The sequence below is a fragment of the Streptomyces sp. NBC_00820 genome (assembly GCF_036347055.1).
GTDB lineage: Bacteria > Actinomycetota > Actinomycetes > Streptomycetales > Streptomycetaceae > Streptomyces.
The window spans coordinates 769,853-795,609 of sequence record NZ_CP108882.1; the positions used below are offsets into that span (position 1 = coordinate 769,853).

General features: G+C 71.9%; 22 protein-coding genes and 3 pseudogenes. 18 read left to right on the forward strand and 7 right to left on the reverse strand.

Annotated features, from left to right (window positions below; translation table 11 throughout):
• Positions 1–179 precede the first annotated feature (179 nt).
• From OIB37_RS03610 to OIB37_RS03620, 3 genes are all read left to right on the forward strand, one after another.
• Positions 180–1,673 carry a hypothetical protein gene (locus OIB37_RS03610; protein WP_330456031.1) on the forward strand — a complete coding sequence of 498 codons (1,494 nt, stop codon included), beginning with the start codon at positions 180–182 and terminating at the stop codon, positions 1,671–1,673.
• Between the two features lie 141 nt (positions 1,674–1,814).
• Positions 1,815–3,068 carry an AAA family ATPase gene (locus OIB37_RS03615; RefSeq protein ID WP_330456032.1) on the forward strand — a complete coding sequence of 418 codons (1,254 nt, stop codon included), beginning with the start codon at positions 1,815–1,817 and terminating at the stop codon, positions 3,066–3,068.
• On the forward strand, positions 3,065–4,309 hold the full coding sequence (locus OIB37_RS03620; protein WP_330456033.1) for a vWA domain-containing protein: 1,245 nt from the start codon (positions 3,065–3,067) through the stop codon (positions 4,307–4,309). Before OIB37_RS03615 ends, OIB37_RS03620 begins: the two co-directional genes overlap by 4 nt.
• A gap of 41 nt (positions 4,310–4,350) precedes the next feature.
• On the opposite strand, the gene OIB37_RS03625 is transcribed toward OIB37_RS03620, so the two are convergent.
• The gene (locus OIB37_RS03625) at positions 4,351–5,463 is read right to left on the reverse strand and encodes a hypothetical protein (protein WP_330456034.1); all 1,113 of its coding nucleotides are present in this window, start codon (positions 5,461–5,463) and stop codon (positions 4,351–4,353) included.
• 161 nt (positions 5,464–5,624) lie between these two features.
• Here OIB37_RS03625 and OIB37_RS03630 point away from each other — a divergent pair, with 161 nt between their 5' ends.
• Complete coding sequence (locus OIB37_RS03630) at positions 5,625–6,059, forward strand: MarR family winged helix-turn-helix transcriptional regulator (RefSeq protein ID WP_330456035.1); 435 nt, start codon at positions 5,625–5,627, stop codon at positions 6,057–6,059.
• A 58-nt stretch (positions 6,060–6,117) separates the two neighbouring features.
• Here the strand turns inward: OIB37_RS03630 and OIB37_RS03635 are convergent, their stop codons facing one another.
• On the reverse strand, positions 6,118–6,987 hold the full coding sequence (locus OIB37_RS03635; protein ID WP_330456036.1) for a GNAT family N-acetyltransferase: 870 nt from the start codon (positions 6,985–6,987) through the stop codon (positions 6,118–6,120).
• A 68-nt stretch (positions 6,988–7,055) separates the two neighbouring features.
• Positions 7,056–7,982 carry an NADP-dependent oxidoreductase gene (locus OIB37_RS03640; protein WP_330456037.1) on the reverse strand — a complete coding sequence of 309 codons (927 nt, stop codon included), beginning with the start codon at positions 7,980–7,982 and terminating at the stop codon, positions 7,056–7,058.
• Positions 7,983–8,182: 200 nt separating this feature from the next.
• Here OIB37_RS03640 and OIB37_RS03645 point away from each other — a divergent pair, with 200 nt between their 5' ends.
• From OIB37_RS03645 to OIB37_RS03665, 5 genes and pseudogenes are all read left to right on the forward strand, one after another.
• On the forward strand, positions 8,183–8,788 hold the full coding sequence (locus tag OIB37_RS03645) for a sulfite oxidase-like oxidoreductase (RefSeq protein WP_330456038.1): 606 nt from the start codon (positions 8,183–8,185) through the stop codon (positions 8,786–8,788).
• 82 nt (positions 8,789–8,870) lie between these two features.
• A complete protein-coding gene (locus OIB37_RS03650; RefSeq protein WP_330461768.1) occupies positions 8,871–9,623 on the forward strand; it encodes a ferredoxin reductase in 753 nt (250 codons plus the stop codon).
• A 312-nt stretch (positions 9,624–9,935) separates the two neighbouring features.
• The gene (locus OIB37_RS03655) at positions 9,936–10,526 is read left to right on the forward strand and encodes an Rv1733c family protein (RefSeq protein WP_330456039.1); all 591 of its coding nucleotides are present in this window, start codon (positions 9,936–9,938) and stop codon (positions 10,524–10,526) included.
• A 14-nt stretch (positions 10,527–10,540) separates the two neighbouring features.
• Positions 10,541–10,672: pseudogene (locus OIB37_RS03660) on the forward strand (acetylxylan esterase); the annotation flags it as partial.
• Between the two features lie 138 nt (positions 10,673–10,810).
• A pseudogene (locus tag OIB37_RS03665) lies at positions 10,811–11,978 on the forward strand (serine hydrolase domain-containing protein).
• Positions 11,979–12,066: 88 nt separating this feature from the next.
• Here OIB37_RS03665 and OIB37_RS03670 read toward each other — a convergent pair.
• Complete coding sequence (locus OIB37_RS03670; protein WP_330456040.1) at positions 12,067–12,864, reverse strand: class I SAM-dependent methyltransferase; 798 nt, start codon at positions 12,862–12,864, stop codon at positions 12,067–12,069.
• Between the two features lie 107 nt (positions 12,865–12,971).
• On the opposite strand from OIB37_RS03670, the gene OIB37_RS03675 reads away from it, so the two are divergent.
• On the forward strand, positions 12,972–13,370 hold the full coding sequence (locus tag OIB37_RS03675) for a nuclear transport factor 2 family protein (protein WP_330456041.1): 399 nt from the start codon (positions 12,972–12,974) through the stop codon (positions 13,368–13,370).
• A gap of 24 nt (positions 13,371–13,394) precedes the next feature.
• On the opposite strand, the gene OIB37_RS03680 is transcribed toward OIB37_RS03675, so the two are convergent.
• Entirely contained in the window at positions 13,395–14,642 is a 1,248-nt protein-coding gene (locus OIB37_RS03680) for a cytochrome P450 family protein (RefSeq protein WP_330456042.1), read from the reverse strand.
• Positions 14,643–15,184: 542 nt separating this feature from the next.
• Here OIB37_RS03680 and rho point away from each other — a divergent pair.
• The 6 genes and pseudogenes from rho (at position 15,185) to OIB37_RS03705 (ending at position 20,730) form a co-directional block, all read left to right on the forward strand.
• Complete coding sequence (rho, locus tag OIB37_RS03685) at positions 15,185–16,333, forward strand: transcription termination factor Rho (protein ID WP_330456043.1); 1,149 nt, start codon at positions 15,185–15,187, stop codon at positions 16,331–16,333.
• 424 nt (positions 16,334–16,757) lie between these two features.
• On the forward strand, positions 16,758–17,933 hold the full coding sequence (locus tag OIB37_RS03690; protein ID WP_330456044.1) for a D-alanyl-D-alanine carboxypeptidase family protein: 1,176 nt from the start codon (positions 16,758–16,760) through the stop codon (positions 17,931–17,933).
• Between the two features lie 153 nt (positions 17,934–18,086).
• Positions 18,087–18,269, forward strand: coding sequence for a hypothetical protein (locus OIB37_RS03695; RefSeq protein ID WP_330456045.1), 183 nt, complete (start codon positions 18,087–18,089; stop codon positions 18,267–18,269).
• A gap of 567 nt (positions 18,270–18,836) precedes the next feature.
• Positions 18,837–19,263, forward strand: a pseudogene (locus tag OIB37_RS36255) (Tn3 family transposase); the annotation flags it as partial.
• Between the two features lie 84 nt (positions 19,264–19,347).
• Positions 19,348–19,734: a hypothetical protein gene (locus OIB37_RS03700; RefSeq protein WP_330456046.1), complete on the forward strand. Its 387-nt coding sequence runs from the start codon at positions 19,348–19,350 to the stop codon at positions 19,732–19,734.
• A gap of 15 nt (positions 19,735–19,749) precedes the next feature.
• Positions 19,750–20,730: a hypothetical protein gene (locus tag OIB37_RS03705; RefSeq protein WP_330456047.1), complete on the forward strand. Its 981-nt coding sequence runs from the start codon at positions 19,750–19,752 to the stop codon at positions 20,728–20,730.
• A 12-nt stretch (positions 20,731–20,742) separates the two neighbouring features.
• Here the strand turns inward: OIB37_RS03705 and OIB37_RS03710 are convergent, their stop codons facing one another.
• Positions 20,743–23,580 (reverse strand): CHAT domain-containing protein, encoded by a 2,838-nt coding sequence (locus tag OIB37_RS03710; RefSeq protein ID WP_330456048.1) that lies wholly within the window; start codon positions 23,578–23,580, stop codon positions 20,743–20,745.
• Between the two features lie 245 nt (positions 23,581–23,825).
• Between OIB37_RS03710 and OIB37_RS03715 the strand changes: the two genes are divergently transcribed.
• Positions 23,826–24,269 (forward strand): zinc finger domain-containing protein, encoded by a 444-nt coding sequence (locus tag OIB37_RS03715; RefSeq protein ID WP_330456049.1) that lies wholly within the window; start codon positions 23,826–23,828, stop codon positions 24,267–24,269.
• A 10-nt stretch (positions 24,270–24,279) separates the two neighbouring features.
• On the forward strand, positions 24,280–24,699 hold the full coding sequence (locus tag OIB37_RS03720; protein ID WP_330456050.1) for a recombinase family protein: 420 nt from the start codon (positions 24,280–24,282) through the stop codon (positions 24,697–24,699).
• 107 nt (positions 24,700–24,806) lie between these two features.
• Here the strand turns inward: OIB37_RS03720 and OIB37_RS03725 are convergent, their stop codons facing one another.
• Positions 24,807–25,745, reverse strand: coding sequence for a glutaminase (locus OIB37_RS03725; protein WP_330456051.1), 939 nt, complete (start codon positions 25,743–25,745; stop codon positions 24,807–24,809).
• Positions 25,746–25,757: the final 12 nt, after the last annotated feature.

Below are 25,757 nucleotides of genomic sequence, written 5' to 3' on the forward strand. Positions count from 1 at the left end.
GCCTGGGCCGCGAACGGTGCGCGGCGGACGACACCATACCCCAGTGCCGCGGATCTGCCGCCTGGCGGCGCCGAGTTCGAAACGGTGTGGCACGGCGGGAGGAGCGCCGTTACGCTCGCGGCGATGACTACTCACTCCACTCCCGGATTGGGGGTCCCGGCCGCGCAAGGTGAGTGCTGATGCTCACTCGGACCGCGTACGGGGATTCCCGGCTTTCCTTGTGGCTGCGCGTGCGCGAGTTCGCCGTGCCGCCGTCCATGATCGAGACCGCGACCGTCCGCCGCGCCGCCGGGGACTGGGCGGGGGCGTGCGCCGCCGCCGGTGTCGACATCGATCTCGATCTGCGTTCCGTCGCCCGCGCCCATGGCCGCGAGCTAGCGTCCCGGATCCGCGCCGACCTCCGCCACCTCGCTCCCGACCTGCTGCGCTGGCACATGCCGAGAATCGCGCCCGACGGGCTCCTGCGCCCGGGCCTGACTCTCACCCTGGCCCGCTACGACCACCCGGACCGGCCCTCGGCGCCCCCGCTGCACCTGGTGGTCCGCACACCGCCGGCCTGGGCGGACGCCGGGCAGCGGATCGGCCTCGCGCTGTGGGACGGGTCCGCGCGGACGGGGGCCGCCGGACATTCACACACTCATCCGCGTCAGCATCCGCATCCGCGCCCGAGCCGGCGGTTCCGCTTCGATCTGCACCGGCATCTGTGGGACGCGCGCAGGGCGGGAGAGTTGTGGGCGCGGTCGGGCGCCGAGAGGTCCGGGGCCGACGGGTCCGGGGCCAACCGGTCCGTGGTGGGCCTGAGGGAGAAGGTCGCCGGGCTGTCGGAACTGGGGCAGCAGGGCCTGGAGCAGCCGGAGTTGGGGCAGCCAAATCTCGGCTGTGCCGTCGACCGGTGGGCGGCCGAGGCAGCCGTCCTGCTGGGTTCCGAGGGGCGCCGCGCCGGCACCTTCGTCGTACGGCTCGGCGGCCGGCGCCGGCTGGTGCTGGACCTGATGGCACCGGGCGCCGGTGGCGCACCGGCCGGACTCCGGATCGCGGCTTCGCTTCCTGAGGGCGACGTGTCCGCGCTGCCCGTCCTGCCCGACGCGGCGACCTGGTCGCTGCCCGACCTGGAACTGCTGCGAGCCGGTCTGCTCGAACCCGGCCAGGTGCACGCGCTCGTCGCGGCCGCGCTCGTCCCCGGTCACCCGCCCTCCGGTGCGCCCCGCGGTCGCGAACCGGCCGGAAGTACGCGGCTGGTGGAGTGCCGGGGTGCCAGGCACCGGATCGGTCACGTCGACGGCGTCCTGGCCCCGCTGGACCACACGCCGCAAGAGCTGCGCCGGGAGGAGCTGCTGGTCGCGCTGGGCGGACCGCCCCTCCCCTGCCTGCGGTTCATCGACGAGGCACACCGGCGTCCCGACTGCCTCGCCGACGTCCGTGAACGCCTGAACCACGGCGACACCGCGGGTGCGCTGGCCGTGGTCGAGGGCCTGCTGGGTCCGAGCGCGCTGCTGCGGGACGGCTCCCTGCGGGACGCGCTGGAAGCGGCGGCCGAGTGGCGGATCACGTACGGCCTCTACCGGGCCGGTCTCGTCGGCCCCGGCCACGCCCCGCTCGATCGGCACGGTCGCGCCACCGTCCGGCACCATCGTCGCCGCCCGCGTCAGGCGACCTTTCCCGTTCCACGCTGAACGCGCCTTCTCCTGACCCGACTTCACCCGCCGACTTCACCCACGCCTGCACCCACGCCTGCACCCACGCCGGCATCCATGCCGGCATCCATGCCTGCACCCATGCCGGCATCCATGACTTCACACCCAAGGTGACCGCATATGACCACATCCACGCCCTTCGTCGCGCCCGACCCCCTCGCCCACGCCTCTCGACTCGACGTCGCCGCAGATCTGTTGGCCCTGCTGCGGGACACGCACACCGAACCGCGCCCGGACACTCAGCTGGAGGCGCTGACGCTGGCCGTGGCCGCCGACCTCCCCGTGCTGCTCTGGGGTGAGCCGGGCATCGGCAAGACGGCGGCTCTGACGCAGCTCGCGTCCGCGCTCGACCTGCCCCTGACGACCGTGATCGCCAGCGTTCACGAGCCGTCCGACTTCTCGGGGCTGCCCGTCGTAGGAGACGATCCGGCGGAGCAGGGCGTCCCGATGGCACCGCCGGACTGGGCGGTGCGGCTGGTCCGGGCAGGGCGCGGGCTGCTGTTCCTGGACGAGCTGTCCACCGCGCCGCCGGCCGTGCAGGCGGCGTTGCTGCGGCTCGTGCTGGAACGGCGCATCGGGGCGTTGCGGCTGCCGCCCGGCGTGCGGATCGTGGCCGCCGCCAATCCGCGGTCCTCGGCGGCCGACGGCTGGGAGCTGAGCCCGCCGCTCGCCAACAGGTTCGTGCATCTGCAGTGGACGCACGACCACGACGTGGTCGTACGCGGCCTGGGCGGGACCTGGCCGCGGGCCACGCTGCCCCGGCTCGACGCGGAGCGGCTGCCGCAGGCGGTGGATCTCGCGCGGCGCGCGGTGTGCGGGTTTCTGTCCGCGCGGCCGACGCTGGTGCACCGGCTGCCGAGCGGTGAGACCCGCCGGGGCGGCGCCTGGCCGTCGCCGCGCAGCTGGGAGATGGCCCTGCGCCTGATCGCCTTCGCGACGGCCGCCGGTTCCGGCCGTGACGTGCTGTCCCTGCTGGTGCGGGGGACCGTCGGGGACGGACCGGGGCTTGAGCTGATGGCGAGTCTGGACCGGATGGACCTTCCGGATCCCGAGGTGTTGCTCGCCCGCCCGGCGGACGCCGTGCTGCCCGAGCGCGGGGATCTGCGGCAGGCGGCACTGGACGGGGTGGTGGACGCGGTCCGGGGGCGGCCGGATCGGGACCGCTGGGACGCGGCGTGGGCCCTGCTGGTCCGCGCGATGGAGACGGGGGCCCCGGACGTGGTCGTCGTACCCGCGACCACGCTGGCCTCTCTGCGCCGTGCGGACTGGCCGGTGCCCGCGGCGGTCGAACGGCTGACGGGCGTGGTGTCGCTGTCCCGCCGCGCCGACGAGGCGGGACGCCGGGCCGCCCTCGCGGCGAAGGCGGGCCGATGACCGTGGACGCGCCGCCGGGGATCCTGGACCGTGAGAAGCTCTTCGCCGCCCGGCTGCACGCCGCCCGGGTACGCCCCTACCTCGCGACCGCGCTCTTCGCGCTGCATCCCGTGGAGTCCCGGCAGGTGCCGACGATGGCCGTCGACCGGTACTGGCGCTGCTATGTGTCGCCGGCGTTCGTGGACCGGACGCCCGTCGAGGAACTGGCCGGGGTGTGGGTGCACGAGGTGGCGCATCTGCTGCGCGACCATCACGGGCGCAGCGACCGGGTCGCCCGGCAGCGCGGGCTGACCGGGCCCGGTGAACGGCTGAGGATGAACATCGCCGCCGACCTGGAGATCAACGACGACGTGTACGGCGAAGGGCTCACCCGGCCCCGAGGCGCTGTCCGCCCGCAGGACCTGGGGCTGTCGGAGAACCAGCTGATGGAGGAGTACCTGCGGGAGTTCCGGCTCGGGCCCGGGCTGCGGGACCTGGCCTGGCTGGAGTGCGGAAGCGGCGCCGACGGACGGGAGCGGGAGTGGGATCTGGGGCCGGACGGCGCCCACGGACTCGGCGAGCAGGACCGGGACCTGGTACGGCTCCGGGTGGCGCGAGGCATCACCGGGCGGCCGGGGAGCGCGCCGATGGGCTGGCAGAGGTGGGCCGACGAGGTGTGTCATCCGCCGCAGCCCTGGCGGGAGTTGCTGGGTGCGGCGGTCCGTTCGGCGGCCTCGGGCGGGGGCGCGGGCGACGATTACAGCTACGGCCGCCCGGCCCGGCGCTCGACGGCACTGCCCGGGACCGTTCTGCCGAGCCTGCGGCGCCGGCCGCCCCGGGTCTGTGTGGTCGTCGACACCTCCGGGTCGGTCAGTGACGCCGAGCTGGGCAGCGCGCTCCTGGAGGTGGCGGCGATCTCCCGTGCGGTGGGCGGGCGTCGCGACCTGGTCACCGTGGTGTCGTGCGACGCGGCGGCACAGACCGTGCACCCGCTGTGCCGGTCGGCGGGGATACCGCTGGTGGGCGGTGGGGGCACGGATCTGCGCACCGGTTTCACCCAGGCGCTGCGGGCGCGGCCCCGGCCCGATGTCGTCGTGGTCCTGACCGACGGCCAGACGCCATGGCCCGTGTCGCGTCCCCCGTGCCGGACGGTGGTGGGGCTGTTCCCCCGCCCCGCCTCCTCGTGGGACGAGAGCGACCCCGACCACCAGCCGGACCGACCGCCCGAGTGGGCCCGGGTGGTGACCATCGGGCCGGCGTAGAGGGGAGGACGGGAGGGGGAGCCGAACCAGGTCGGGCCGGATCAGACGCCGACCGCCTCCTCGACCTCTTCCTCGACGCTGTCCTCGACCTTTTCCGCCGCCTCCGCGTCGGCTTCCTCATCGGCTCGCCGTCCGGCCCGCTGCCCCTCCTGCCGCTCGGCGGCCTGTCCGGCCTGGCCGCTCTCGTGCCGCTCACGCCTGGATGTCCGTTCCCAGGCGGCGGCCGCCGCGGTGACGGCGAGGCCGGCCACCAGCCAGAGGACCAGCGTCCAGAGGGCGCGGGCCAGGCCGTCGTGGCCGAAGTACAGCAGACTGCGGGCGCCCTCGACGAACCCGGCACCGTTCCAGAAGGCGTGCAGGCTGCCGAAGAAGCCGTTCTGCAGCTCGGGGCGGAAGAGCCCGCCGGAGCTGGTGAAGTTGAGCATCACGAACAGCACCATCATGGTCAGCGTGGTCCACCTCTTGAGGAAGGTGTGCAGGCCGATACCGATGAAGACGATGCCCGCGGAGTAGAGCCAGGCCATGCCCCACACGCCCGCGAGTGCGTGGTGGGCGAGGTGGAACACCGGACCGGCGAGCAGCGCGCCGATGCCGGCGACCACGGCGGAGACACCGAGGGCGAGCAGCGCCCGTACCCGCATGGGGAGCGCGGCGCCGGCGGCACCGAGGGCGGCGACCGAGGCGTACGAGCCGATGCTGACCGCGATCAGCAGGAAGAACAGCCCCTGCCCGGTGGGGTCGTCGGCGACCGGCTTGGCCACATCGGTGACCTTCAGCGGGGTGCCCTGCTCGGCGGCGACCGGCGTGAAGACCTTCTCGACGGTCATCGCGCCCATGTCGGAGGCGGCGCTCGCCACCAGCACCTCGGGGGTCTTCCCGCCGGGCACGTAGGCGCCGGTGACGTCCCGGGACTTCAGCAGGGCGACGGCGTCGGCACGGGTGGCGACCGTACGGACGTCCAGCTTGTCGCCCGCGGTGTCCTTCACGATCTGGGCGAAGACCTTCGCCTCGGGTCCGGTACCGACGACGGCGACGGGCAGGTGGTGTGGCTCCGGGGTCACGAAGGCCCCCATGTACGCGAGCCCCATGCCTATGCACATCAGCAGCGGGGTGATCAGGTGCGTGAGCACATGGCGCAGTGCCGGTGACCTCATCGGGCGACCTCCATTAGTTGGCTTTTACAACTGACAGGTTGGCTTTTGCAACCTTGCGAGAATCGAAGGTTGGCGTATGCAACCTTATTTAAGTTGTACTATACAACCGGACCCACGGGGGAGAAATTCCCGTGGAGGTGATCCCAGTGGAGGTGTCCCCCATGACGGTGGCGCAGACGGCCGTGGAGACGATCCAGCGCGAGATGACGACCTTCGCCCGCCGGGCCCGTGCGGTGGCGGCGCGCATGCATCCCGAACTGTCGCTGGTGTCGTACACCCTGCTCGGCCACCTGGAACAGAGCGGGGGCTGCCGGGCGACCGACCTGGCCGCGCACTACGCCCTGGACAAGTCCACGGTGAGCCGGCAGGTCGGCGCGCTGGAGCGGGCCGGGCTGATCGAGCGGCGCCTGGACCCCGAGGACCACCGGGTCCAGGTGCTGCATCTCACCGAGGCAGGCGAGGAGATCCTCGCCCAGGTCACCCGCAACCGCCGGACCGTCCTCCAGAAGCGGCTCGCGGACTGGCCCGAGGAGGACCTCGTCCGCTTCGCCGCCTATCTCGAGCGCTACAACGCCGGCCCGGCGGAGGCCGAGTAGGGCACGGCCACGACGGTGGCGGGCCTACGGCACGGGCACGGGCACCGGCCGGCGGGCGTTACGGCACCGGCACCGGCACCGCCGGCCTGCCGTCCGTGAGGTGCTCGGGCGCCCGGGCCGAGCGGAACGCCGTACGGCGTCGCAGCCGGAAGCCGAGGGACTCGTACAGCCGGATGGCAGCCGTGTTCCCGGCGCCGGTGTGCAGGAAGGGGGTCTCGCCGCGCTCCTGGATGCCGTGCGCCACCGCGAGGATCAGCCGGGAGGCCAGCCCTTCGCCGCGGAAGGCCGGGTCGGTGCAGACCGCGCTGATCTCGGTCCAGCCCGGCGGCCGCAGCCGCTCCCCCGCCATGGCGATCAGGGCGCCGTCGCGGCGGATGCCGAGGTAGGTGCCGAGTTCCACCGTGCGCGGCAGGAAGGGGCCCGGCTGGGTGCGGGCCACGAGGTCCAGCATCTCGGGTACGTCCGCCGGACCGAGGAGCACCGTCTCCGGATCGGGTGCGGCGGCCAGTCCGTCGCCCACGAGCTGCACCCCCTCCATCCGGAAGGTGACCTCCCAGCCCTCCGGCACCTGGCCCACATAGCCGAGCAGCGGGACGTCCACGCCGGGGCCGGTCAGCGCAGCGATGTCCACCCAGTCACCGGCGTCGGGGTCGTCGGGCACAGCCAGCCACGGGGTCACGTCGGCCTGGTAGCGCAGCACCCGGCCGCGCTGCTCGGCGAAGTGGGCGTGCGGGCCGGTCAGGGCGGCGCGGGCCGGGTTGTCGAGAACATGGGCATGGGCATGAATATGGGCAGGGGCAGGGCCGCCGTGGGCGTGGCCGTGGCCGGGCCGCGTCGGCCCGCGCAGGTCGTCCGTGTCCCTCGTGTCACCGGTGTCACTCACGCCGGTCGCGCCCGGCGCGCCCGTCATGTCCGTAGTGCCCGCCATGCCCGTCGTACCACTCATTCCAGTCGTGCCAGTCAATCCGGCCGTGCCACTCGTTCCGGTCGTGCCACTCATGCGGGCACCTCGATCACGATCTTGCCGCGAGCATGCCCGTCCTCCACCGCGCGCAGAGCCTCCTCGGCGCGGTCGAGCGGGAAGGTGCGGGTGACGTGCGGGGTGAGGGCGCCGCGCAGGACGAGGTCCGCCACCGTGTCCAGGACGGCGGTGGTGCGTGCGCGGACGACGCGGGAGCCGCCCCGTCGGGCGATGGCCTCGGGCAGCAGCGCGGCGGTGATCAGCCGGGTGCCGTCCGCTACCAGGGTGGCCGCCTCGGTGAACGTCTCACCGCCCACCAGGTCGTACACCGCGTCGACACCGTCCGCGGCGGCGGCGCGCACGCGCTCGGCCAGGTCCGGGCCGCTCGGCACGTGCACGGCGCCCAGCGACTCGACGAAGTCCTTCTTGCCCTCGCTCGCCACGCCCACGACCCGCAGCCCGAGGGCCCGGGCGATCTGCACGGCCGCGGCGCCGACCCCGCCGCCCGCGCCCGTGACCAGCAGGGTCGCTCCCTCGGGCAGGTCCAGTTGGCGGACGCCGTCGTAGGCGGTGGCCGCGGCGACCGGCAGGGTGGCCGCGTCGGTGAAGGACAGCCCGGCGGGCTTGCGCGCCGTCGCGCGGGCGTCGAGCAGGGCGTACTCGGCGTACCCGCCGTCGACGGTGTTCCCGAACACCTCGTCGCCGGCCGCGAACCCGGTCACGCCCTCGCCGGTCTCCTCGACGATCCCGGCGGCCTCGCTGCCGAAGACGGCGGGGAAGACGCGTTCGGCGGTGTCACCGGGCCGGCGGAAGCCCCCGCGCAGCTTCCAGTCCACGGGGTTCACCCCCGCCGCGCGGACCGACACCAGGATCTGGCCCGGTCCGGGGATCGGCCGGTCCACGTCGGTCAGCGCCTCGGTCTCCGGGCCGCCGTACCGCGTGAAGACGTACGCCTTGGGCATCCGTGTTCCTCGCTCTCCTCGTCCGTCCGTGCTTTTCGTGCGCTCCGTGCCTGTGCGGTGCCGGCGCACGGGGTCGGTACTCATGGCCAAGGAGGCGCACCGGCCGGCTATTCCCGGCCCCGCGCGGAGTTCACAAGACCGCAATGACCGGGGCGCTGACCAGGGACGGAGCATGGACGGCGACAAAGTACGGTTGAAGTATGAACGTCACCCGAGGGTTCACGGGTCGTCGGCGCGCTCACAACCCGGGACTGCCCCCGGGACAGTACGACGCCGGCGACGACTGGCCCGTCCTGTCCGCCGAGGTCACTCCCGACCTCGCGCCCGCCGACTGGTCCTTCCGCATCGACGGACTGGTGGAACAGACGCATGCCTGGGACTGGGACGAGGCGCGGGCGCTGCCCGCGTCGGCGTACCGGGGTGACATCCACTGTGTGACCGGCTGGTCGAAGTTCGGCGTGCGCTTCGGCGGCGTCTCGCTGGACGCGTTCTTCGATGTGGTGCGGCCCCATGGGTCCGCCACACATGCGCTCGCCTACTCGCACACCGGCTACACCACGAACCTGCCGCTCGCGGACCTCACCGGCGGTCGCGCCTGGATCGCCTGGGAGTACGACGGCAAGTCGCTGCCGGCGGAGCACGGCGGCCCGGCACGGCTGCTGGTGCCGCACCTGTACTTCTGGAAGAGCGCGAAGTGGATCGCGGGCATCACGCTCCTCGACCACGACGAGCAGGGCTTCTGGGAGGGCAACGGCTATCACGAGCGGGGCAACCCGTGGGAGGAACAGCGGTACTCCGGTGACTGAGTCGACTTCCCAGGCGACGACGGCGGCCGCCGCCCGGACGACGGCCACGGCCTCCTCCGCTCAGGCCGCCCCCTCCTCCCCCATCGCTCCGGCCGCTCCGGCGACGCGTTTCGCGGTTCCCGGGCGCATCGCCGTGAGCGAGCAGGTGGCGGCGGTGTGGCAGACGGCCACGCTGACCGAGATCCGGCGCGAGACGCCGCACGCGGCCACGTTCCGGTTCGCGGTCCCGGGCTGGGCGGGCCATCTGCCCGGTCAGCACCTGATGCTGCGGCTGTCCGCCGCCGACGGTTATGTGGCCCAGCGCCACTATTCGATCGCGTCCGCGCCGGACGACTCCGGGCACATCGAGCTGACCCTGGACCACGTGCCGGACGGCGAGGTCTCGGGCTGGTTCCACACGACGGCGCGTCCCGGTGACACCGTGGAGGTGCGGGGGCCGCTGAGCGGCTTCTTCGCCTGGCCGGGCGACCGGTCCGCGCTGCTGCTCGGGGCCGGTTCCGGGGTCGTACCGCTGATGTCGATGGTGCGCCACCACCGGGCGCGGGGTCTGTCCGTGCCGCTGCGGATGCTGGTGTCGGCGCGCAGCCCCGAGGAGCTGATCTACGCACGGGAGTTGGGCGCGGAGACGACGGCCGTGTTCACGCGCAGCGCCCCGGCGGGCACGCCGGTGGGTCGTATGACGGCCGCACATGTGGCGCCGCTCCTGGCCGAGGCGCCGCCGGGTGGGTGGGAGGCCTATGTGTGCGGCTCCAACGGGTTCGCCGAGCACGCCTCCCGGCTGCTGGTCGAGGCCGGCCAGCCGGTGAACCGGATCCGCATCGAGCGCTTCGGCTGAGCGCCGGCGGCTCCGTCGAACGCGTCGACCAAGTCCACGGAGTCCACGGAGTCCACGGACGACGTGAGTCGACGGACGAGGCGAGTCGACGGGACGACCGCGCCGCGCCGCTACGGTGGCGCGGGCGTCCTGTGGGGCGCGTGTCGCGTGTCGTGCTCCCGGTGGGCTCGAAGTCCCACTGCGTGGGACGGGCGACCCGCTCCGTACGGGGTACGAAACGGGTGTGCGCGTTCAGGCGCTCGCGCGGGTGGCGGCGGACCGCTGTCCCGGCTCGTCCGGCCCTCCGGCTCCGCCGGCGGGGAGGAGGTCGACATGCGTTCCCGTTCCCCGGTGCGTGGCTGGCGTTGGCGGCAAAATCCGCTGCGGCGCCGCTCGGACGTCGTGGAGGCCTGGACGGTCCTGGTGATCGCCGTCCTCCTGTTCGTGGCGGCGCCCCTGACCGGGGTGGCGGCGGGTCTGCGCGCCCACGGCCACGCGCGGGACCAGGCCCGGACGCAGCGTGCCGAGCGTCATCAGGTGCGTGCCGTGGTGCTCGGGCGCACCGACGAGCGGCTGCCCATGGTGCGGGGCGACCGCGAGCACCCCTACCGGGCGGAGGTCCGCTGGTCCGAGCCGGGCGGCGGAACGCGTACCGCGCCGGCCCGGGTGCCGGCGGGAACCCGGACCGCCGACGTGGTGACCGTCTGGTTCGACGGCCGGGGCCGCAACGTGGCCCCGCCGCCGGACGACGCGGCCGTATGGCAGCACGCCGTCACGATCGGCGTGTGCGCGGCGGCCGGTGCGGCGGCGGTGGTGCTCCTCGGCCACGCCGTGCAGCGCCGGATCGCGCTGGGCCACCGGCTGGGCGAGTGGGAGCGGGAATGGGCCCGTACGGGACCGAGGTGGACCCAGCCCCGGACCTGACCGGCAGGCGGGTGACCGTGTTCGCGGCGTTCGACGCGTGGGCGCACGAGGACAAGGCGGTCGAGGCGTACGAATTCAACGACCCCGAGGGTGAAGGCCCGTTCCAGGACGAGCGCGAGGTGCGTCGGCCGCGGTCGTACGCCTGAGCACTCTCTCCCCCCCGGGTCCTGAGCAATTCCCCCTGTGTCCTGAGCACTTGCCCCCGCGTCCGGCCGGTCGGGTACGTTCGGGGATCTCCGGGCCGCGGTGGCGCTGCCCGGGTTTCCGGCGACCACGGAGGTCCGATGTCCGCGCACGAGGCACAGGTCCACGGCCACTGCGACCCGCGATTCACGGCGGTGCGCGAGGCGTTCGAGGAGAACTTCCGGGAACGCGCCGAACTGGGCGCGGCGGTGGCGGTGACCCTCGGCGGCGAGACCGTGGTGGACCTGTGGGGCGGCTGGTCGGACGAGGCCGGCACCCGCCCGTGGGCGCGGGACACCGTGGTGAACGTCTGGTCGACCACCAAGGGCGCGGTGGCGCTGTGCGCGCACATCCTCGCCGACCGGGGTCTGCTGGACCTCGACCGGCCGGTGGCCGCGTACTGGCCGGAGTTCGCGACGGCGGGCAAGGAGAAGGTGCTCGTACGGCACCTGCTGTCCCACCGTGCCGGGACTGTCCGGGCTGCGGGAGCCGCACTCGCTGGAGGAGCTCTACGACTGGGAGTTGACGACCGCGCGGCTCGCGGCGACCGAGCCGTGGTGGGAGCCGGGCACCCGGTCCGGATATCACGCGCTGACCTACGGTTTCCTGGTCGGGGAGGTCGTGCGGCGGGTGTCGGGACTGCGGCCGGGGGCGTTCCTGGAGCGGGAGGTGACCGGTCCGCTCGGCATCGACTTCACCATCGGGCTGCCGGAGAAGGAGTCCGGCCGGGTGGCCGAGCTGGTGCGGACGCGTCTGGCGGACATCGGCGAACAGGAGTCCTTCTTCGCCGAGTTGACGCCGACCGCGATCGCGGCGCTGGCCAATCCACTGGTGGGCGCGGTGGACGCGAACACACCCGAGTGGCGGGCGGCGGAGATCCCGGCGGCCAACGGGCACGGTACCGCGCGGGCGATCGCGGCGCTGTACGGCGTCTTCGCCGGGCGTGGCTCCTACGGCGGCCGGCGGATCCTGTCGGCCCGGGCGGTGGAGGCGGCCCGCGAGGGGCAGGGCAGCTGCCGTGACCTCGTCCTGGGCGCGGGCTTCCAGCGGGACACGGAGATCGCACTCGGGCTGTGGCTCAGCGGCCCCGGCGGCTCCTACGGCCCCAATCCGCGGGCTTTCGGGCACGACGGGCTCGGCGGCTCCTGCGGGCTCGCCGACCCCGAGGCGGGGGTCTCGCTGGGCTATGCGATGAACCGTCTCGGCACCAGCGTCGCGGACGACCCCCGCAAGGCGGCCCTGGTCGACGCCCTCTACAGCGCCCTGTGACCCTCCGGGAGGGAGCCCCTCGGGCGCTGGACACACACCCGGTGGAGGTCGCTCCGGTGGCACCCCAGGCCGAACAGAGCCTGCCGCGCTACGCGTTCGCGCCGCCCGCGGCGGCCCGGGCCTGAGCTCCCTCGCGTTCCTTGCGGGCCAGCACCAGCCGGGCGCGGGGGCTGCCGTCACCGCGCCGTCCGAACTCGGGCAGCTCCCGCAGCTCGACGGTGAAGCCGGCCCGCCGTAGCTCCCGGGTCACGTCGGCGAGGCGGAAGGCCCGGTAGTACATGACGAAGGGCGGCCGCCACACGGCGTTGCGCACCCGCATGACCGCGTCGAAGCCGAGCAGCGTCCAGAACGCGGGGCTCGACGGGCGGGGCGGCGCCAGGACCGGGAAGGCGAAGCGGCCGTCCGGCCGCAGCACCGAGTGGACCTGGGCGAACAGGCCGGGCAGTTCGCGGGGCAGGAAGTGCCCGAACGCCCCGAAGCTGACCACCAGGTCGAAGGCGGCCGAGAACGGCAGGGCGCGGGCGTCCGCGCGTACCCAGGAGACGCCCGGGGCCTGCTGTCCGGCGTCGCGTCCTTCGCCGCCCGGGGTGGTGGCCCGGCGCCCGGCCACGTCCAGCATGCCCGTGCTGAAGTCGACTCCGATGACGCTCCGGCGGCACAGCCCGGCCAGCACCTCCGCACCGGCGCCCGTGCCGCAGCACAGGTCGAGGCCGTCCTCGAACGGGCCGAACGGCTCGAGCGCCTTCGCCGTCGACTCCAGTACGGCGTCGGGCGTCCGGAAGGGTGTGTGGTCGAACTTCGGGGCGAGGAGGTCGTAGCCGTGCTCGACGGACGACAGCGCCTGCACGGCGAGTTCGCGCAGCGTGGGACCTTCTGGGCTGAACATCCCGTCAGCCTAGGTCCTGTCCTGCGGACCGGGCACGCGCTCGCCCGGCACGGGTGAGTACCCTCGTCCGCACCTGCTTTCCATTCAACTGACCATGAGGTGATCGGATGCGCGCGTTCCGCGAGGCCGTCGAGGCCGGCGACCTGGAGGCCGTCGAGGCACTGCTGGCCGAGGACGTCGTCTTCACCAGCCCGGCGGTCTTCAAGCCGTACACCGGCAAGCCGATCACGGCGGCGATCCTGCGCGGGGTGACCCGGGTGTTCGAGGACTTCCGGTACGTGCGGGAGATCGGCGACGCCGACGGCCCCGACCACGCGCTGGTCTTCGCGGCCCGGGTGGGCGACCGCGAGCTGACGGGCTGCGACTTCCTGCACGTCAACGACGCCGGTCTGATCGACGAGTTGATGGTCATGGTCCGCCCGCTGTCGGGCCTCCAGGCGCTCGCCGAGGCCATGGGCGCCCAGTTCGGCCAGATCGCGAAGGAGGCGGAGGCGCGCGCCGTCTGACGGGTCGCGGCGGACCGTCGGCCCTCACGGCGCCAATCGCACCGGAAGGTCCCGCACGCTGTTGCCGACGAAGCTGGCGTGCCGGGACAAGTCCACTTCGGGAACCGCGAGTTCGAGTTCAGGGAAGCGAGCGAACAGCCGCTCCAGCGCGATGATGGCCTCCAGGCGGGCCAGCGGGGCGCCCAGACAGAAGTGGGCGCCGTGCCCGAGGGAGAGGTGGCGCACGGCGTCGGCGCGGGCGGGGCGGGTGACGTCGAACCGGTCGGCGTCCTCGCCGTACGCGGCCACGTCGCGCCCCGCGGCGGAGTAGCCGGCGAGGACCGGGGTGCCCGCCGGTATCAGGGTGCCGTCGACCGTGAGGTCCCGCACCGGATAGCGGAACGGGAAGTAGCTGACCGGCGCGTCCCAGCGCAGCGTCTCCTCCACGACGTCCGCCCAGTCCGCCCCGCCCGAGCGGACCAGATCGAGCTGGTCACGGTGGCCGCACAGGGCGCGTACGGCGTTGGTGATCAGGTTGAGGGTGGTCTCGTGCCCCGCGATGATCATCAGCACCAGGGTGCCGATCAGCTCCTGCTGGCTGAGCCGGTCGCCGCCCTCGTCGCGGGCGGCGATGAGGGCACTGGTGAGATCGTCGCCGGGGTGCGCCGCCTTGCCCGCCGCGACCTCGCCGAGGACGGCCACGAGTTCACGGTTGGCGGCGACGGCCTCGGCGGGCTCGATGTCGGTGGCGACCACCTGGTTGCTGAGGTGATGCAGGCGGTCCCGGAACTTGGGCTCCACACCGAGGAGTTCACTGATGACCCCCATGGGCAGCGGCAGCGCGAAGTGCCGCCGCAGGTCGGCGACGCCACCGCCCGCCCCGGCGGCCGCCGCCAGCCCGTCCAGCAGTTCGTCGGTCAGCTCGGCCACCCGCGGGCGGAGTTCCTCGACCCGTCGGGGGGTGAACGCGCGGCTGACCAGGGACCGCAGCCGCCGATGGTCCTCCCCGTCGGCGGTGGTCATGCCCCGCACCGTCGCGAAGGTCAGCAGCGGCCAGCCCGCGCCGACCCGCCCCTCCCGCAGCGCGGTGAAGTGCCGCGCGTCCTTGGCGACTTCGGGGTGCTGCAGGAAATCCCTCAGCGCTTCATGCCCCAGTACGGCCATCCCCTCGATCCCGCCCGGCAGTTCGACGGGGGCCACCGCGCCGAGGGCCAGCAGCCGCGCGTTGTCGGCGTGCGGGCAGCCCCCGGCGGGGTCGAGGCGGTGCGGGGTTCCGGCGGGCGAGGTCTCCACGGTTCTCCTGACGGTCGTACGGCCGCGTGACGCGTGGGCGCGGGCGTAGGGATGTGCGGACGTGTGGGTGGGCGGGCCTTGCAGGCGTACGGGCATGCAGGCCTTGCGGGCGTGCTGCCGGCGGTGCGTCGCCGATCGTAGGCGCGCGCGGACCCGCGCGGAGGGGGTTGCGCGGAGCGGAGTCGTACGTCGGCCCGGCCGGGCGACCGCACGGGAAGCGGGAACAAAGTCCGTACGGCATCCTGTTGACACGGGGTAGCAGAGCGGTATAGTGCGATCAGCGCATGTGCGCGCCCTCTGTGTGGGCGCCGGTGTCGCACTCCTCTCCCTCAGCCCTCATGCCGACGGTCTCCGACCGGGCCGGGCTTCCTATCGGCACCACCTCGTGACCGCGGTCTTCGCCGCCGTACCCGAGGTGCTGTTCGCGCCGCCCCGAGGCAGGTGTGCCCGCCTCCCGCCCGCGGCCTTCCCCTTCCCTTTCCTTACCTCCTTGCCCTCCCTCTTCGACTTCACGTCTTCCGTCCCGAAAGGACGCGCCACCCATGACCACCACGATCGAACCCTCCACCGAGGTGCGCCAGGCCCCGGTCGCCCGGACCGTCACCGGTCTCCTCGACGTCGACGCGCACGGGAAGGGGCACCTGCGGGCCGCGAACTGCCTGCCCTCCCCCGCCGACCCGCAGGTCTCCCCCGCGCTGATCCGCCGGTACGGCCTGCGCAAGGGCGACCTCGTGGAAGGCCTCCACGGGGCGCAGCGCGCCCTGACCGAGGTCACACGGATCGACGGCCGCGATCCCGGGGAGCTGCGGGGCCGCCGGCACTTCCGTGACCTGACTCCCCTGCATCCGCACGAGCGGCTCCGCATGGAACACCCGGCCTCCGGCCTGGCGGGGCGGGTCACCGATCTGCTGGCGCCGCTCGGCAAGGGCCAGCGCGGGCTCATCGTGGCCCCGCCCAAGAGCGGGAAGACCGTACTGATCCAGCAGCTCGCCGCCGCGGTCGCCGGCAACCACCCCGAGTGCCGGCTGATGGTCCTCCTGCTGGACGAACGCCCGGAGGAGGTCACCGAGATGCGCCGTTCGGTGCGCGGCGAGGTGTACGCCTCCACCTTCGACCGGCCGGCCAAGGACCACATCGCCCTGGCGGACCTTGTGGTGGAGCGGGCCAAGCGGCTGGTCGAGGCCGGCGAGGACGTCGTCGTCCTGCTGGACTCCCTCACCCGGCTGTGCCGGGCCCACAACAACGCCTCCGCCGCGGGCGGGCGCACCCTCAGCGGCGGCGTCGACGCGGGCGCGCTGCTCGGCCCCAAGCGGTTCTTCGGTGCCGCCCGGCAGGCCGAGGAGGGCGGCTCGCTCACCATCCTCGCCAGTGTGCTGGTGGACACCGGCTCCCGTGCCGACGGCTACTTCTTCGAGGAGTTGAAGAGCACGGGCAACATGGAACTCCGGCTGGACCGGGACCTGGCCGCCCGTCGCGTCTTCCCGCCCGTCGACATCGAGCCCACCGGCACCCGCCGCGAGGAACTCCTGCTCACTGCGGCGGAGTTGGCGGTCGTACGGGGCCTGCGCCGGGCTCTGCGTTCCCGGGAGGGCGGACCGGCCGCCCTGGAGACCCTGCTGGAGCGGATGCGGGACACCCCCGACAACGCCACGTTCCTGCGCCGCGTCCAGCCGACGCTGCCGACGGGCTGAGTGGGGCGGACGTGCGCGGGGCGGCCGAAGCGGCCGCACCGGCCGGAGCAACCGGACTCGGCCGGAACGACCGCAACGGCCGGACACGGCCGACGTGAACGGACACGGGCGAATCGGCAGGACAGGACACAAACGCCCCAGCGACGGGACGTCGGCGACGACGACCCGAGCGGCCACTCCGACCGAAGCGATCGCAGCGCCCGGAGCGACCGGACCGACGGGAGCAACCGGAGAGACCGGACCGACGGGAGCAACCGGAGTGACCGGAGTGACCGGACCGACGGGAGTAACCGGAGTGACCAGCCGGAGCACTCGGGCCGGATATGACTCCGGATCACCCAGGAGTGCGGCATCCGGGTTGCTCCGCTGGGCCGACCGGCCCCGGCAGCGCGCCACACCGCCTCCACCTTCCTAGCGTGATCATATGAACATCGGATTCTCTCGTCGGATGGCCGCATCAGCCTGTTCCCTGTGCGTGGCGGGCGCACTGGCCCTCGGGCCGACCGCTGTCGCCGCCGGCCACCGTGCGGGCGAACCCGCTCCGCCCCGGCCGCGGGCCGCGGTCCCGCAGCCGTCCCTGCTGTTCAGGTCCGGCACGCAGGTGCGGCTGAACCCCGGTGCCCCGGCGGTTCCGGAGGTCTCCGCACTGTCCTGGCTGGTCGCCGACGCGAGCAGCGGCGACGTACTGGCGGCGGGCGACGCGCACCGCAGACTGCCGCCCGCCAGCACGCTGAAGACCCTGTTCGCCCTCACCGTGCTGCCGACGCTGCCCGCCGGTCTGCAGCACACCGTGCGCTACGAGGAGCTGGCGGACATCGGCGAGGGCAGCAGCCTCGTCGGCGTCGAGGAGGGCCACACCTACCAGGTGGCCGACCTGTGGCGCGGGGTCTTCCTCAGCTCGGGCAACGACGCCGTGCACGTGCTCGCCGCCCTGAACGGCGGCTGGCAGACCACGGTCACCCGGATGCAGTCCAAGTCCCGCGCCCTGGGCGCCATGGACACCCACGTCGTCTCCCCCGACGGCTACGACACCCCCGGCCAGGTGTCCTCGGCGTTCGACCTCGCGGTGTTCGGCCGGGAAGGGCTGCGCAACCCCGACTTCGCCCGGTACTGCTCCACCGCCCAGGCCCAGTTCCCCGGTGACGGATGGCCGTACGCCATCGAGAACACCAACCGCCTGCTGACCGGCGAGGACGGCGTGGCCCGGTACCCGGGGCTGATCGGGGTCAAGAACGGCTACACCAGCAACGCGGGCAACACCCTGGTCGCGGCGGCCCGCCGGGGCGGCCGGACCCTGGTCGTGACGGTGATGAACCCTCAGGCCGGTGACGGACTGACCGTGTACGAGGAGGCCCGGGAGCTGCTCGACTGGGGGTTCGACGCGGCCGGCCGGGTGGACCCGGTGGGCTCGCTGGACGCGATGCGCCCCAAGCCCCGCGTCGAGCCGACCGCCGCACCGGTCGCTGCGGCCACCTCCCCGGCACCCGACGACGACTCGGTCTGGTCGCAGACCGCGACCGTCGCGGGGCTCGCCGTACTCGGCGCGGGCGCCGTGGCGCTCGCGCTGCGCGTCAAGGGGGGCCGGGCCGCGGGCAGCTGACCGCGCGCCCGGCTCCCGGAACGGGGGACGGCCGAGGTACGGGTCAAAGGGGCAATGAGTTGATCTTGAAGCCCTGGGCGCCCCGTCCCGTCACCCGTTCGGCTCAGTGTCGTTGGTGTTGATGCTGTTGTCGTCTAAGCGTGGCGCGGGATTGTGACCTCGATCGAGCGGACCGCGTATCCGCGGTTCAAGCGGCTGATCACCGCGCATGAGCTGCATCTGTTCTTCTCGCCGACTCGCGATGAGCTTCAGGGGGCGGCCGATGCCACGGATGGTGATGAGCATCTGCTGGCCTTGTTGCTGATGCTGAAGTCGTACCTCGGCACAGCCGCCTGACATGGGGGCGCGCGCTTCCGAAGCTCCCGACCGACGAACTGTCAGGCGAGGTACTGGCCGTTAAGAAGAGGCCAGTTGGCAGTGATCGTTTCCGTCCTCCGGGAGGCAGTCTGCGAGGTTGTCCGAATCTGCCGCACTTCCCGGTCTTCGACCGATCGCCCAAGAAGGCCGCGGATTCCAGAGAGGCGCTGGCTGAAGATCCTACTGAGATTGACGTCGCACTGGTGCACAGAGATCACAGTTTCAATACGTGTTTCGTGATCTCCGAGGAAGCCGACAAGGCGGACAGCCTTGCCCACATCGATCCACCACACTGCGGGCGCTTCTGGTGCTCCTATGCGCCACAGTGCGTATGAGAGCAAGCCCGGACCTTCCGATCGAACCTGCATCTTCTGATTCAAGAGAGTGTTCGCGGCTGGCATCCGGAGCCGGTTGATGAGGATTCCCGCCTCGTCAAGTGCTACTAAGTCCACAGCCGTGCTCCCGCAGAGTAGTCGGCGTTGTCGTTCGGCAATCGCGTCATCGGGACCTTAGCCTGGGTCGCCGGGGCCCGACACCTGTACCGCCTTCCGCGAGGTCGGCCGCGTGATCCGCACCGTGCAGCTACTGCGCTGCCTCTCCGATCCGGCGCTTCGCCGGCGGGTGACCGCGGCGACGAACAAGGTGAAGTCGTTCAACCGGTTCTCCGAGCGGGTCGGCTTCGGTAGCCGCAGGGGCATCGCGGACAACGACCCCGTCGCGCAGGAGAAGGCAATGAAACGCTCTGGACATCGCCGAGATCGTCCGGCAGCTGCTGGAAGAGGGTTGGGAGATCGGCCCCGGATACCTGGCCCACATCTCGCCCTACCTGACCGAGCACATCTACCGGTTCGGCAAGTACTCCACCCACGAGCTCGGCATCCAGCCCGAGGCGTACGACCCGAAGCTCGACGTCGCCTTCACGCCGCTGCGTGAGCAGGACCTGACGGCTGGGGGCTTCAACCGGGCCGCCTGAGCCGGGCATCATTAGGGTCACGGGCGAGACTGCCTGACATGTGGGGGTGCGGTGAGCGCGGACGACTTGCGGAAGAAGTATGAGATGTTCCTGGACACCGCCGCTGGCGAGGACGTGGCCCTCCCGACGGTGGATGTGTCCGGCGGGCCGTCGCGCAAGGAACTCTTGGGTGTCCTGCGTGATCGTTTCGCCGCTGAGCCTGGGCTTGCCGCGGTGCGGCTCACGGCTGGCCACACCCTGGTGGGCACCGTCCCTCGCGAGCGTGCCGAGGGCGCGGAAGGGCTGCGCAGCGATCCGGGGGCGGGCATGCTCGGCCTTCCCGGCTACTCGACGTATCCGGAGCAGCTGACCGCCCGCTGCCGGGATTCCGGGTGCCGCGATGCGCAGTACCTGTTCGAGTTCGACGACGAGAACCCACCGCTGTGTGCGGTGGATCCGGTGCATGGTCCTTTGGAACTGGAATCGAACTGACAGCGGGGGAACCGCGTGAAACTGGATGCGCTGGCCAAGCCGCTCGACCGAGCCTACGGGCCGCGTTTCTTCGTGGTGGCCTTAGTGCCGACGACCGCCGTCAGCCTGTTTCTGCTGGTGCTGGTCTGGGCCGGGGCGCCGGATACGGTCCGCTTCTCCAGGGCGTGGGAGACAGCGGCGAAGCTGGGCATCGGGGAAATCGTGCTCCTCGTATTGGCGACTGCCCTCGCTGGGACAATCTCCATGCCTCTGCAACTGCCGCTGCTGCGTCTACTGGAAGGCCACTGGCCGACCCGGCCACAGTGGTTCGCCCGGCGGGCCGTGCATCCGGTGGCCCAGGTGGGGATCGCGTTCCAGAAGTGGCGCCGGGGGTTGGTCAATGCGGCGGCTCCCGCTGGCCGGCCGGAACGTCAGGCGGCTTGGGTGCGACTAGCCTGGCAGCGTAGCCGCTACCCGGACCAGGACTATCTGTTGCGTCCGACGGCGTTTGGCAATGCCTTGGCCGCGGCGGAGCGACGGGCCGGTCGCCAGTATGGGCTGGACGCAGTTGTCGTCTGGCCGCGGCTCGAACCACTGCTGGCCGAGCCGGTACGGGCCGCCGTCGCTGACCGGAGGATGTGGCTGGACGCCTCGGCCCGCCTGAGCGCCACCAGTCTGCTGGTGGCGCCAGTCGCGCTGGTACTGCTGTGGCAATCCGGATGGTGGCGGTTGCTCTGTCTGGCTCCTGTGCTGGTGGCGTTGCTGGCCTACTCCGCCGCTGTCCAGGCCGCTGTCGCCTACGGTGAGTGCGTCGCTGCCGCCTTCGACCTGCATCGCTTCGACCTGCTCACCGCGTTGCACCTGCCGCTGCCCGCCGACCGGGATGCCGAGTACGCACAGAACCGGAAGCTGAGCACACTTCTGCGGCAGCCCGTCGGACGGGTCTGGCAGATGCGCTACGAGCACCCGACGGCCCCACCTGCCGGGCCGCCACCTCCGGGCGGATCTACGCCGTGATGGTGCGGGAGTTCACAGTCCGAAGTGCACGTAGGGCGCCCAGATGTGGGGCGAGCCCGGGTGCGTTCGCCGCAGCGCCCGTACGGTGCCGTGCAGGGCGCGAGCCGCGCCCTGGGCCGAAAGCCTGTTGGCGCCCTCCGGGACGAGGGTGTTGTAGAACGCCTTGACCGCGTTGACCGCGGAACCGTCCTGGAGCGTCCACATCGCCGAGATGACGTGCTCGTACCCTGCCACTTGGAGCGCGGCGGCCGGATGGATGGCCTCACCCGGCAACTTGCTGCTACCCCCAGCGCCCCAGCACACCGACAGAAAGGCCAGCCCGCCCGGCCGCTCCCGCGCCCCAGCCAGCTCCAGTACCTGCAGCATCCGGTCATGCAGTCCCAGCCCTCCGGCGTCTCCTGCAGACGGATAACCCGCAGGGCGAACTCCGTGGCAGGCGAAGTGCACCCAGTCGTACGCGGCGAGCTGCCGCAGTACGGCATCCGCTGTCGCTTCCTTCCCGAGCAGCACCTGCGCCGAGTGCTGGCGCAGGTGCTCCGCTACCGCGCGGGCTTCGGAAACGGCATGGACCAGTGGAGGATTCCCGGGCACGGCAACCGGCAGCACCATCGGCTCGGGGCCGGTGTCCCGCCAAGCAGCACGGCGGCGCCGCAGTCGCAGCAGGCTGATGAGGTTCGGCGTGTAGGAGGACACGACACGGTCGAGCACCGACTCGCCTACGACCGGTATCCCGGCCGCGTGCAGCGGCAGCAAGGCCAAGCGACCGACCGGAGACCACCACAGCCTCGGCAGCACACCGTCCGCGCGGGCCGGGAATGAAAGCTTGTCGAGCACCGGCTTCGCCGCCGATGCCCACAGCCACGGCAGCGTCTCATCCAAGCAGTCGGCGAGATCAGCTACGCCCATCGCGCCGACTGGGCCCGAGGGGTCCCGGGCGATTTCGTCCCATGCCTCAACCAAGCGCTCGGTGTGCCGGTCGACTGCCTCCATTGTCAGCTTGGGCAATTCGATCTTCTGCGGCTGTGCGCGATCCGCCGTGACCACCAAGGCGACACCGCCGACTGCGCCTGCCGCCATGACGACGACCGGCCCGTCACTTGCGGCGGCGCGCAACTCTTCATACTCCGCAGGCAACAAGAAACGTGAGAAGCCAGGTACCTCAGCGCGCACCCGCTCGGTCGCCTCCGCCCATCGGCGGACCGCGCCCGCCCGCCGCAGGCCGTTGTGGCCGCGCACCGCCCGGAACATGTCGCTGCGCAGGGCAGTGAGGCGGTCGGCTTGGTCCCGGTCCACCCTGCCCAGGTCGCCGAGCGCCGCTTCAACGCCGTAATGGTGCGACCACAGCACGCCTCGGCCCGCGTCGAGCAACTCGACTGCTTGTCGCTTACGACGTAGAGACAGCGCCAACCCCATGGCGTCTTGCGGCACTCGCTGCCACTGCGCGAGTAGTTCCTCCTGCTCGCCGCGCTGGAGAGATGGAGTCGCCAGCAGTGGCAGTAGCTCGACCGCTTGCGTCATCGAGCCGAGCGCACCGATCTCGTTGCCGGCAGCGGTCAGGGCGTCCGCGCGGTAACGCGCGGCGAGCACCCGCCAGCCGGCCGGTGCCGCCACGTCGTCGACGACGGCCTTCCAGTTCTCGGTCGCGGCCTCGGCATCACCCAGAACTGGATCGTTCCTGCGCCACAACTCCAGGGATAGATTCCCAAGATAGCCAGGGCGCGCGGGGTCACCGGACGGCGCCGCGTCACAGGCACGACGCCACGCCTCAATTGCCGCGCCCCGCGGCCCTGGCTCACCGGTGACACGAGCCAGTTCGCTGAGCGTGCCGGCCCGGGCCGCCAGATACATCGGGCGCTCCCGGGCTGCCTCGCCGACCATGTCGAGGACCCTGTCGTGCAGGGCGATGGCGTCGCGAAGGCGGTCCGCCTTGGTGGGGTCACCGGACGGGAGGGCAAGGCACCAGGTTCGCAGCGCGTCCGCACAGTTCGACAGCCACCAAGGGTGGTTGAGGGATTCCTCTCCCATGCCGATCGCCGCGCGCAACTCCCGCACGGCGCATTCCGCGTCGCCATCCTGTGCACCATCCGACTGGGCACGGGCAAGCAACGCGATTCCCAAAGCGGCCTGGTCGCTGTCGTGCTGGCCCTCCCGTTCGGCCCGCGCCACTGCTTCGAACAGGCAGATGGCTTCGTTGATGTCCTCTACGGAACCGGTGAAATCCGAGCGTGCCCGCAGTGCGTCGGCGAGCCGGGAGGAGAACCACAACTGGTCCGCCTCCCGCCGTTCCGGGTCTTCGGGCGGCGCCTCACAAACCGCTCGCAGGGTGAGGACGGCTTGGTCAAGATCAAGCATGCTGCCTGTCCGCTCGAACCGGATACGCAGAAGGCCGGCGTGAAGAGTCCGAGCGACGCGCGTCCCTTCCAACAGCGGAAGGGCGATTGCGTCATCCAGGTCATCTGGATCATCGCCGCCGTCCTCCTGCGGCGCGAGGTCGTATCGGGCGTTGAGCAGTGTGGCGAGGACGAACACGTGATGGGGGACATCCGCCCAGACACGACTCGCCTCGACCACTTTCCTCAGCATGTCGATCGCAGCGGACAGATGCACAGGCTGTTGTCCACAGCCTCGATAGCGTCCGAAGACCACGCGCGTCACCGCGCGGCGCAGGACCTCCCGGTCCGCTTGGTCGAACTCCGGGACCAACAACATGAGCTCCGCCGCCCGGACGGCCTGGGACCAAGCGACCTCACTGCCAGTGACGTATGCCTGTTCCGAAGAGACTTCGACAATGTCGAGCAGCTGCCTCTCACGATCGGAGAGCCCAGCCTGCTCACCCCTGCTGGTAGTCATCACCCTCCCCAGGCCAGGAAACGACACCGCTGGGGTGGGCGGAAGGCCACTGCAAGATGAGCAGCCTCGCAAGCCACCTCCCCGACGTGTGGGTGGCGATTGTTGCACTTCGTGCTCGCAGAAATGAGTAGTTCTGAGAGATCGCGCCCCTCGCCGAACCGTGTCCGGTTTGCCCACGATCTCCGTTCTCATAACCTCTCGCAGAACAGGATTCGCACAAAGCCCCTCACGATAGGTTCTGCGACATGTCAGAGCCTGCCGAACCGGCAACCACCGTCGAACAGTTCGACTGCCCCACCTGTGAAGTGCCCGCTGGAAGCGCCTGCCGCGCCCGCGGCGGCAAGGTCGCTCCGAAGTACCACACCCCGCGCTTCATGCTGGTGCCCCAGCTCCGTGCCGAGCTGGAGGTGAAGACCCCCGCCGGCCGGAGCCCCGGCCGCGCATGGGAGAGGGGGCCGGCCATCGACGCCGCGATGCCGGAGGCCGCCCCGAAGCCCACGAGAGTGGGGTACGCGAGGTGCAGTACCGCCCAGCAAGAGCTCCAGAGCCAGCTCGACGCCCTCGCCGAGGCCGGGTGCGATCCGGTCTTCTCGGAGAAGATCAGCACCCGGATCAAGGTCCGCCCGGAGTTCGTCAAGGCGATGGACTTCGCCCGCACCATCAAAAAGGCCGTCCCCACCAGCGGGTGATCCTTACGGTGTGAAGCGCCTGGGACGCGGCGCAGCCGAGCTTCTGGCCATCGCAGAGGACCTGCGCCACCACGACATTGAGCTCGAACTCCTCACCGGCCCCCTCCAGGGGATCTATGACCCGTCCGGGCATGGCACCGCCCTGTTCGCGTTCTTCGCCGGCATGGCCGAGTCCGAGCGCGAGTACATCCGGGAGAAGTCCCTGGAAGGCCAGACGTCCGCCCGCGAGCGAGGCCGTCACGGCGGGCGCCCCAAGGTCGTCGACGACGACATGGCCGACTACGCCCGCACCCTGCGTGCCCAGGGCGTCCCTGTCCCGCAGATCGCCTGCAAACTCGTCATCCCCTCGGGAAAGAACCAAGGCGAGCACCCCTCAGTCCCCACCGTCTACCGCCTCCTCGCCGAAGCCGACGGCAACGCCGCCGAGTGAGTTGCGGGGCTACTCAGAGCTTCAAGATCATCTCATTGCCCCTTTGGCGCGTATCTGGGCCACACCCGCAACCGCGTGCCCGGCTCCCGCAGCCGGGTGGCGGGCCGTCAGAACACCGAGAGACCGGTCAGCGTCGTGAAGCGGTCCAGGGCGGCGACGCCGGCCACCGAGTTGCCGCGCTCGTCGAGGCCCGGACTCCACACGCACAGCGCGCACCGGCCCGGTACGACCGCGATGATCCCGCCGCCGACGCCGCTCTTGCCGGGCAGCCCCACGCGGTGGGCGAAGTCACCGGCCGCGTCGTACGTGCCGCAGGTCAGCATCACGGCGTTGACCTGCTTGGCCTGGCTGCGGGTGAGCAGGCGGGTGCCGTCGGCGCGGATGCCGTGCCGGGCCAGGAAGGTGGTGGCGAGGGCGAGGTCGGCGCAGGACGCGGCGATCGAGCACTGCCTGAAGTACTGGTCGAGCAGGACCGGCACCGGGTTGTCGATGTTGCCGTAGGACGCCATGAAGTGGGCGAGGGCGGCGTTGCGGTCGCCGTGCTGGGTCTCGGAGGCGGCGATTTCCCGGTCGAAGCCCAGCTCCGCGTTGCCGCTCTCGGCGCGCAGGAAGGCCAGCAGTTCGCCGGCAGCGTCTCCGGTGCGGGTCTGGAGACGGTCGGTGACGACGAGCGCGCCGGCGTTGATGAACGGGTTGCGCGGGATGCCGTGCTCGTACTCCAGCTGCACCAGGGAGTTGAACGGGTTGCCGGAGGGTTCGCGGCCCACGTGCTCCCAGAGGTCGTCGCCCTCGCGGGCCAGGTCGAGGGCGAGCGTGAAGACCTTGGTGATGGACTGCGTGGAGAACGGCTGCCGCCAGTCCCCCACGCCGTACACCGTTCCGTCCAGCTCGGCGACGGCCATGCCGAAGCTGCGGGGGTCGCGGGCCGCGAGCGCCGGGATGTAGTCGGCGGGACGGCCGCGGCCCGGTGTGCGCGCCGTCTCCTCGGCGATGCGCTCCAGGATCGGCAGGAAGGCGAGGGACGACGTCGACGTCATGATCACCATTGTCCCTCCTGC

What these genes read in the sequence shown, in the direction of transcription:
- OIB37_RS03645 (WP_330456038.1), top strand. Translation starts at nt 8,183, where the DNA reads ATGAACGTCACCCGAGGGTTCACGGGTCGTCGGCGCGCTCACAACCCG.
- OIB37_RS03625 (WP_330456034.1), bottom strand. Translation starts at nt 5,463, where the DNA reads ATGAGGTCACCGGCACTGCGCCATGTGCTCACGCACCTGATCACCCCG.
- OIB37_RS03690 (WP_330456044.1), top strand. Translation starts at nt 16,758, where the DNA reads ATGAACATCGGATTCTCTCGTCGGATGGCCGCATCAGCCTGTTCCCTG.
- OIB37_RS03630 (WP_330456035.1), top strand. Translation starts at nt 5,625, where the DNA reads ATGACGGTGGCGCAGACGGCCGTGGAGACGATCCAGCGCGAGATGACG.
- OIB37_RS03725 (WP_330456051.1), bottom strand. Translation starts at nt 25,745, where the DNA reads ATGGTGATCATGACGTCGACGTCGTCCCTCGCCTTCCTGCCGATCCTG.
- OIB37_RS03640 (WP_330456037.1), bottom strand. Translation starts at nt 7,982, where the DNA reads ATGCCCAAGGCGTACGTCTTCACGCGGTACGGCGGCCCGGAGACCGAG.
- OIB37_RS03670 (WP_330456040.1), bottom strand. Translation starts at nt 12,864, where the DNA reads ATGTTCAGCCCAGAAGGTCCCACGCTGCGCGAACTCGCCGTGCAGGCG.
- OIB37_RS03615 (WP_330456032.1), top strand. Translation starts at nt 1,815, where the DNA reads ATGACCACATCCACGCCCTTCGTCGCGCCCGACCCCCTCGCCCACGCC.
- OIB37_RS03655 (WP_330456039.1), top strand. Translation starts at nt 9,936, where the DNA reads ATGCGTTCCCGTTCCCCGGTGCGTGGCTGGCGTTGGCGGCAAAATCCG.
- OIB37_RS03715 (WP_330456049.1), top strand. Translation starts at nt 23,826, where the DNA reads ATGTCAGAGCCTGCCGAACCGGCAACCACCGTCGAACAGTTCGACTGC.
- OIB37_RS03620 (WP_330456033.1), top strand. Translation starts at nt 3,065, where the DNA reads ATGACCGTGGACGCGCCGCCGGGGATCCTGGACCGTGAGAAGCTCTTC.
- OIB37_RS03610 (WP_330456031.1), top strand. Translation starts at nt 180, where the DNA reads ATGCTCACTCGGACCGCGTACGGGGATTCCCGGCTTTCCTTGTGGCTG.
- rho (WP_330456043.1), top strand. Translation starts at nt 15,185, where the DNA reads ATGACCACCACGATCGAACCCTCCACCGAGGTGCGCCAGGCCCCGGTC.
- OIB37_RS03700 (WP_330456046.1), top strand. Translation starts at nt 19,348, where the DNA reads ATGTTCCTGGACACCGCCGCTGGCGAGGACGTGGCCCTCCCGACGGTG.
- OIB37_RS03635 (WP_330456036.1), bottom strand. Translation starts at nt 6,987, where the DNA reads ATGGCGGGCACTACGGACATGACGGGCGCGCCGGGCGCGACCGGCGTG.
- OIB37_RS03675 (WP_330456041.1), top strand. Translation starts at nt 12,972, where the DNA reads ATGCGCGCGTTCCGCGAGGCCGTCGAGGCCGGCGACCTGGAGGCCGTC.
- OIB37_RS03710 (WP_330456048.1), bottom strand. Translation starts at nt 23,580, where the DNA reads ATGACTACCAGCAGGGGTGAGCAGGCTGGGCTCTCCGATCGTGAGAGG.